Origin of the sequence: Microbispora sp. NBC_01389 (assembly GCF_045040095.1) — a bacterium.
Classification (GTDB): Bacteria; Actinomycetota; Actinomycetes; order Streptosporangiales; family Streptosporangiaceae; genus Microbispora.
Map to the genome: position 1 here is coordinate 5,147,592 of NZ_CP109552.1, position 8,136 is coordinate 5,155,727.

Below are 8,136 nucleotides of genomic sequence, written 5' to 3' on the forward strand. Positions count from 1 at the left end.
GGAGCGATGAGACACCATGCCGTCCGACTCTCACCCGACATCGTGGGGGCACCCGACGCTGTGGGGGCTGTCCGCCCCCTACGCGGGCGCTCTGCGCGCCCAGGCCCGGCTCCTCCTCGGACACCTGGGCGGCGGCCACCAGCACGGTGACCGACACGGTGACCAGGAATGGCGCCCGGCCGACGTCGGGTGGTCGCTGGCCCGCGCCGGCGCCGGAGGCGCCCACCGGGCGGCGATCGCCGGCGAGGACCCCGCGGCCTTCCTGGAGGCGCTGCGGGCGCTCGCCGAAGGAGGCGGCGCCCCGGGGCTGGCCGAAGGGCGCGCCCACCCCGGCGGGGTAGTGTTCGTGTTCCCCGGCAACGGCTCGCAGTGGCAGGGCATGGCGGTCGACCTGCTCGCGTCCTCGCCGGTCTTCCTGGCCCGCATGGAGGAGTGCGCCCGCGCGCTGGAGCCGTACGTCGACTGGGCGCTTCTCGACGTGCTGCGCGGGGCGCCCGGCGCGCCCCGCCTGGACCGCACGGACGTGATCCAGCCCGCGTTGTTCGCGACGATGGTCGCGCTCGCCGACCTGTGGCGGTCGTACGGCGTCGAGCCGTCGGCCGTGCTCGGCCACAGCCTGGGCGAGATCGCCGCCGCGGTGGTCGCCGGGGCGCTGACCCTGGAGGACGGGGCACGGGTGGTCGCCCTCTGGAGCCAGGCGATGCTCCCCATGACCGGCCACGGGGAGATGGTCTCGGTGCTGGCGTCGGCGGACGAGATCTCCGCCCGGGTCGGCGCGTACGGCGGCCGGCTGGAGATCGGCGTCCTGAACGGCCCGCAGTCGGTGCTGGTCTCCGGTGACCTGGACGCGGCGCGGCGGCTGGTCGAGGAGCTCACCGCGGACGGCTTCCGCGTCAGGGCCACCGGCACGAACCTGGCCGTGCACTCGCCGCACATCGACGCGATCACCCCGGACCTCCACGACAGGCTGCTCCCGATCCGGCCGCGGCGGGCCCGCATCCGCTTCTACTCGTCGCTGCTGGGCGGCGTGCTGCCCGACGACGTGCCCCTGGACGCCGGCTACTGGTGCCGGAACATCCGCGAGCCCGTCCGGTTCGAGGAGGCCACGCGGGCGGCGCTGGACGACGGATACGGCGTGCTGCTGGAGGTGAGCGTGCACCCGGTGCTGACCGGGGCGGTGCGCCAGACCGTCGAGGCCACCGGGGCCGCCGTGTCGGTCCGCGGGTCGCTCCGCCGTGACCAGGCCGACCTCGGCAGGGTCATGCGCGCGCTGGGCGAGTTGCACGTCGACGGCGTGCCGCTGGAGTGGGACGCCGTGTACGCCGGGCACGAGCCCCGCGAGGTCGCCCTGCCGGAGACCGCGGCCGCCGCCGCCGAGGAGGAGGACGGCCGGCCGCCGCTGCGTGCGCGCCTGGCGGAACTGACCGAGGCAGGACAGCGCGCGCTGCTGCTCGACCTGGTGGGCCGGGAGCTCGCGGCGCTGCTCGGCACGCCCGGCCCGATCCCGCCGGACCGCCAGTTCCGGGACCTCGGGTTCGACTCGGTGACCGCCCTGGAGATCCGCGGCCGGCTCATGGAGGCGGCGGGCACGCGGCTGCCCGCGACCATGGTGTTCGACTACCCGACTCCCGGTGAGCTCGCCGAGTTCCTGCGCGTCACGCTGGCGGGCGCGGAGCCTGCCGCCGCCGTGGCGCCCGCGGCCGCCGCGTCCGACGACCCCGTCGTGATCGTCGGCGCCGGGTGCCGTTATCCCGGCGGGGTCCGCGGGCCCGAGGACCTGTGGACCCTCGTCAGCGAAGGGGCCGACGCCATGGGGCGGTTCCCGGACAACCGGGGATGGGACCTCGAGGGCTCCTACGACGACCAGACGCGCCGGGCCGGGACGCACTACCAGCGTGAGGCCGGTTTCCTGCACGACGCCGACCTGTTCGACGCCGACTTCTTCGGGATCAGCCCGCGCGAGGCCCTGGCGATGGATCCGCAGCAGCGACTGCTGCTGGAGACCTCCTGGGAGGCGTTCGAGCGGGCCGGCATCGTGCCGGCCTCGCTGCGCGGCAGCGCGACCGGCGTGTTCGTCGGCGCGATGACCGTCGACTACAGCGCGCGCCTGGAGCGGCGCCCCGACCTGGAGGGGTACGTCCTCACCGGGAACACCGCCAGCGTCCTGTCCGGCCGGATCTCCTACCTCTACGGTTTGGAGGGGCCGTCGGTCACCGTGGACACGGCGTGCTCGTCGTCGCTGGTCGCGCTGCACCTCGCCGTACAGGCCGTGCGGCGCGGGGAGTGCGGCCTGGCGCTGGCCGCCGGGGTGGCCGTCAACGCGAGCCTCAACATCTTCAAGGAGTTCGCGCGGCTGAACACGCTCGCGCCGGACGGCCGGTGCAAGCCGTTCTCCGACGACGCCGACGGGTTCGGCATCTCCGAGGGCGTCGGCGTGCTCCTGCTGGAGCGGCTGTCGGACGCCCGGCGCAACGGCCACGAGGTGCTGGCCGTGATCAGGGGATCGGCGGCCAACCAGGACGGCGCGTCCAACGGGCTCGCGGCGCCGAACGGCCCCTCCCAGCAGCGGGTGATCCGCGGCGCGCTCGCCGACGCCGGGCTCCACCCGTCCGAGGTGGATGTGGTCGACGCGCACGGCACCGGCACCCGGCTGGGGGACCCGATCGAGGCCCAGGCGCTGATGGCGACGTACGGGCAGGGCCGCGACCGGCCGCTGCTGCTGGGCTCGCTGAAGTCGAACCTCGGCCACACCCAGGCCGCCGCCGGCGTCGGCGCGGTCATCAAGATGGTCGAGGCCATGCGGCACGGGGTGGCGCCCAGGACCCTGCACGTGTCCGCGCCCAACTCCCACGTGGACTGGTCGGAAGGCGCGGTGTCGCTGCTGACCGAGAGGGTCCCCTGGCCGGACACCGGCCGGCCGCGCCGGGCCGGTGTGTCGTCCTTCGGCGTCAGCGGGACCAACGCGCACGTGGTGCTGGAGCAGGCGCCCGACCTCGATCGAAACCTCGATTCCGGGCCCGGGCCCGCCGCCGTCGCGGACCCGGCCGGCCCGCCGCCCGGGCCGGTGACGGTGACCCTGTCGGCCCGCGGTCCGGCCGCCCTGCGCGGGCAGGCCGCGCGGCTGCGGTCGTGGCTGGAGTCCCGGCCGGACGTGCCGGTCGCGGACGTCGCCCTGGAGCTGCGCGCGGCGCGCTCCCCGATGGACCACCGGGCCGCCGTGGTGGCCGCCGACCACGGCGAACTGACGCGCGCACTGACCGCGCTCGCCGAAGATGCCCCCGACTTCGGCGTCGTGTCCGGCGTCGCACGGCGGTCCGGTGCGGTGTTCGTGTTCCCCGGCCAGGGCGGCCAGTGGCCGGGGATGGGGGCGGGCCTGCTGCGCTCGTCCCCGGAGTTCGCCGCCGCCGTACGGGCGTGCGACGAGGCGCTGACCCCGTGGACCGGTTACTCGGTCCTGGACGTCCTGTCGGGTTCGCCGGACGCGCCGGGCCTGGACCGGGTCGACGTGGTTCAGCCCGTCCTGTGGGCGGTGATGGTGTCGCTGGCCGAGGTGTGGCGCGCCCGCGGCGTGGTGCCCGCCGCGGTCGTGGGCCACTCGCAGGGCGAGATCGCCGCGGCGTGCGTGGCCGGGGCGCTGTCGCTTCGGGACGCGGCGAAGGTGGTCGCGCTGCGCAGCCGCGCGCTGCGGGACCTGTCCGGTTCGGGGGCGATGGCCTCGGTGGCGGCGCCCGTGGACGTGGTGGAGCGGCTGCTGGCCCCGTGGGGCGAGACCCTGTCGGTGGCCGCGGTCAACAGCCCGCTGTCGACCGTGGTGGCCGGTGAGGCCGGGGCGCTGGGGGAGTTCGCGGACCGGTGCGCGGCCGACGGGGTCCGCGTCCGCCGGATCAAGGTCGACTACGCCTCCCACTCCCCGCAGATGGAACAGGTGCGGGAGACGCTGCTGGCCGAGCTCGCCGACGTGGAGCCCCGCGCGTCCGCCGTGGGCTTCTACTCGACGGTGACCGGAGACCTGCTCGACACCTCCGGGCTGGACGCCGCCTACTGGTACGAGAACCTGCGCGGGCGGGTGCGGTTCGCCGACGTCTGCGCCCGGCTGATGAGCCGGGGCCAGGACTTCTTCGTCGAGTGCGGCCCGCATCCCGTGCTGACCATGGCCGTCGAGGAGTGCGCGGAGGCAGCGGAGACCGCGGGGGTGCGGCCCGTGGTGATCCCGACACTGCGCCGCGACGAGGACGGGCCCGCCTCCCTGCGGGCCGCGCTGGCGCGGGCCTGGGTGAACGGCGCGCCCGTCACCTGGGACGAGGACCGCCTGCCGCGCCCGGCGCGGCGGCTCGGGCTCCCCACGTACGCGTTCCAGCGGGAGCGCTACTGGGCCGAGACGGGCGGGGCGCGGTCCGCCGGCGCCGGCGCCCTCGGCCTGACCCCCACGGAACACCCGCTGGCCGGCGCGGCCACCGAGATCGCCGACGACGGCGGGGTGCTGTTGTCGGGCCGGCTGTCGGCCCGGTCGCAGCCGTGGCTGGCCGACCACGTGGTGTCCGGTTCGGTGCTGTTCCCGGGCACCGGATTCGTGGAGCTCGCGGTGCGCGCGGGCGACGAGGCCGGCTGCGGGCAGGTGGAGGAGCTGACGCTGGAGGCCCCGCTGGTCCTCCCGGCCGACGGCGACGTGCGCCTGCAGGTCCGCGTCGGCACGGCCGGCTCCGGACGCCGCGGCGTGTCGGTGCACTCCGCGGGCGAGGACGGCGGGTGGACCCGGCACGCCACCGGGGTGCTCGGCCCGGTGGGGGCGGCGCCTTACGAGGAGCTGCGGACCTGGCCGCCGCGCGGCGCGGCGCCGGTGGCCGTCGACGGCTTGTACGACCTGCTGGCCGAGCGGGGCTACGGGTACGGCCCGGCGTTCCGCGGGCTGCGCGCGGCCTGGCGGCGGGGGGACGAGGTCTTCGTCGAGGCGGTGCTGCCGGAGGACGCCGCCCGTGGCGCGGACGGCTTCGGGCTGCACCCCGCACTGCTCGACACGGTGATGCACGGGTTGTTCCTCGGCGGCTTCCTCCCCGGGGACGACACCTGGTTGCCGTTCTCGTGGCGGGGCGTCTCGCTCGCGGCGTCCGGCGCGACCGAGGTGCGGGCCCGGCTGTCGCCCGCGGGGCGGGACGCCGTCCGGGTCGTGGTCGCCGACAGCACGGGGAGCCCGGTCCTCTCGGCGGAGTCCATGGTCCTCCGGCCGGTGCCGAAGTCGCGGCTGCTCGCCTCCGGCCTGGCCGACTCGCTCTACACCCTGGGCTGGACGCCCCTGGACTCCGCCGCCGGTCCTGCTCCGGACCTGCCCGGCACGTCCGGCTGGGCCGTCCTCGGCACGGGCAGGCCCGAGCTGGACGAGGTTCTCGGCGCGGCTCGCCACGCCGGTTTCCGGGAGCTCGCCGGCGCGCTCGACTCCGGCGCGTCAGCCCCGGACGTCGTGCTGCTGCCTGTCACGCCGGCGGTCCCGGGCGACGCCGCCGAGGTCGGGCGGTCGCTCCGGGACCTGCTCTCCACCCTGCGGTCGTGGCTCGACGAGCCGCGCCTCGGCAGGTGCGCGCTCGTCGTGCTCACCGAGAACGCGGTGGAGACCGGCGACGGCGGCCCCGCGCCTGCCGCGGCCGCCGTCTGGGGATTCGTCCGCGGCGCGCGGGAGGAGCATCCCGGGCGCTTCCTGCTCGGCGACGCCGCCGGCGCGACCGGCCGGGCGTTGCGCGCCGCGGTGGCGTCCGGCGAGCCGGAGTTCGCCGTACGCGGGGACACCGTCCTGGTCCCCCGGCTGGCCCGGGCGGCCGCGGACGAGACGCTGACGCCTCCCGGCGACGGCACGCCGTGGCGCCTGTCGGTGGCCGGCGAGCGCGGCACGTTCGACGACCTGTCGCTCGTGCCGTCGCCGGAGGCGGCGCGGGACCTGGCACCCGGCGAGGTGCGGATCGAGGTGCGCGCGGCCGGGCTCAACTTCCGCGACGTGGTCGTCGCCCTGCGGATGGTGCCGGGCCAGGAGGGCATCGGCACCGAGGGGGCCGGCGTCGTCGTCGAGACCGGCCCGGCGGTGACCGGGCTGGCGCCGGGAGACCGGGTGATGGGGATCTTCCCCGACGCCTTCGGCTCCTCCGTCGTCGTCGACCACCGGCACGTCGTACAGATGCCGGCCGGCTGGACGTTCGAGCGCGGAGCCTCGGTGCCGGCGGCCTTCCTGACCGCCCTGCACGGCCTGCGCGACGTGGCGAGACTGTCGGCGGGGGAGACGGTGCTGGTGCACGCCGCCGCGGGCGGCGTGGGGACGGCGGCGGTGCAGGTGGCCGGCGCGCTGGGCGCGCGTGTCCTCGCCACGGCACATCCGGACAAATGGCCCGCCTTGAACGCCATGGGCGTCGCGGAGGCGCGGCTCGCCTCGTCCCGCTCGCCGGAGTTCGAGGAGCGGTTCCGGGCCGCCACCGGCGGCGCCGGGGTGGACGTCGTGCTGAACTCCCTGACGGGTGAGCTCGTGGACGCCTCGCTCCGGCTGCTGGGCTCCGGCGGCCGGTTCGTCGAACTGGGCAAGACCGACATCCGGGATGCCGCCGAGGCCGAAGCCGCTCACCCGGGCGTGCGGTACCAGGCGATCGACCTGAGCCGGGCCGATCCCGACCTGGTCCGGCGTCTGCTGACCGAGCTGGTGGACCTGTTCGAGAACGGGACGCTGACGCCGCCCCCCGTCCGGACGCAGGACGTGCGGCGCGCGCCCGAGGCGTTCCGGTTCATGAGCCAGGCACGGCACGTCGGGAAGATCGTGCTGCGGATGCCGCGCCGCCGGGACCCGCGCGGCACGGTGCTGATGACCGGCGCCACCGGGATGGCCGGCCGGGTGATCGCACGGCACCTCGTGGCCGCCGGCGGCGTCCGCCGCCTCGTGCTGGTGAGCAGGCGCGGGATGTCGGCCCCGGGAGCGGCGGAGCTGGCCGCCGAACTCGCCGGGCTCGGCGCGGTGGTCGCCGTCGAGGCGTGCGACGCCGCCGACAGGGAGGCCGTCGCCGCGGTGCTGGCGAGGATCCCGGCGGAGCACCCCCTCACCGCCGTGGTGCACGCGGCCGGTGCGCTCGACGACGCGGTCCTGGACACGCTGACCCCCGGGCAGATCGACGCGGTCCTGCGGCCGAAGGTGGACGGCGCGCTGGTCCTGCACGAGCTCACCGCTGACCTGGACCTGGCGGAGTTCGTGCTGTTCTCCTCCGCCGCCGGGCTGACCGGAAGCGCCGGGCAGGCCCACTACGCCGCGGCGAACACCTTTCTGGACGCGCTGGCACAGCACCGGCGCTCCCGGGGGCTGCCGGCCACCTCGATCGCGTGGGGCCTGTGGGCCGAGCAGAGTGAGATGACGGCCCGGGCCGACCACGGCCGGCTCGCCCGCCTCGGCCTGCTGCCCATGTCCGGAGAGCAGGCGGCGGGGCTGTTCGACGTCGTCACCGGCATGGACCACGCGCTGACACTCGCCGCCAGGGTGTCGACGACCGGCCTGCGCGAGCAGGCGGCGGGCGGCACCCTCTCACCGCTCTGGCGGGGCCTGGTGCGTACGGCCGCCCGGCCCGAGGCGGGCACGGCCGGCGGCACGGACGGCGCCTCGCTCACCCACCGGCTGGCCGGGCTTCCGGACGGCGAACGCCACCGGACGCTCCTCACCCTCGTGCGCGCCCACGCCGCGACCGTGCTGGGGCGTGCGTCCGGCGCGACGATCGACCCCGGCCGCGGGTTCCTCGACCTCGGGTTCGACTCGCTCAGCGCGGTGGAGTTCCGCAACCGGCTCAGCGCGGCCACCGGCCTGCGGCTGCCGTCCACCCTCATCTTCGATCACTCGAACCCGGAGGTTCTGGCCGGATACCTCGTCACCGAGCTGGCGCCCGGGGATCAGCCGGCGGAGCCCGGCGGCGACGGTGAGGAGGCCGAGCTGCGCCGCCTGCTGGCGTCCATCCCGCTGGAGCGGCTCCGGCAGGCCCGGCTGGTGGACGTCCTGCGTGAGCTGGCCGGTCGTACGGAGGAGGCGCCGGAGACGGTGCCGCGGGCGGACGAGAGCGCGATCGACGCGATGAGCGTGGACGAACTGCTCAAGCTGGCCCCCGGGATGAGCGCGTGAACAGGTCGGAA

1 protein-coding gene is annotated in these 8,136 nt (G+C 76.2%); it reads left to right on the plus strand.

The annotated features are described in order from the left end of the window. Positions 1–16: 16 nt before the first annotated feature. Positions 17–8,125 carry an SDR family NAD(P)-dependent oxidoreductase gene (locus OG344_RS23175; RefSeq protein ID WP_405084865.1) on the plus strand — a complete coding sequence of 2,703 codons (8,109 nt, stop codon included), beginning with the start codon at positions 17–19 and terminating at the stop codon, positions 8,123–8,125. Positions 8,126–8,136: the final 11 nt, after the last annotated feature.

Coding starts and splice junctions, on each gene's coding strand:
- OG344_RS23175 (WP_405084865.1), top strand. CDS start 17: ATGCCGTCCGACTCTCACCCGACATCGTGGGGGCACCCGACGCTGTGG.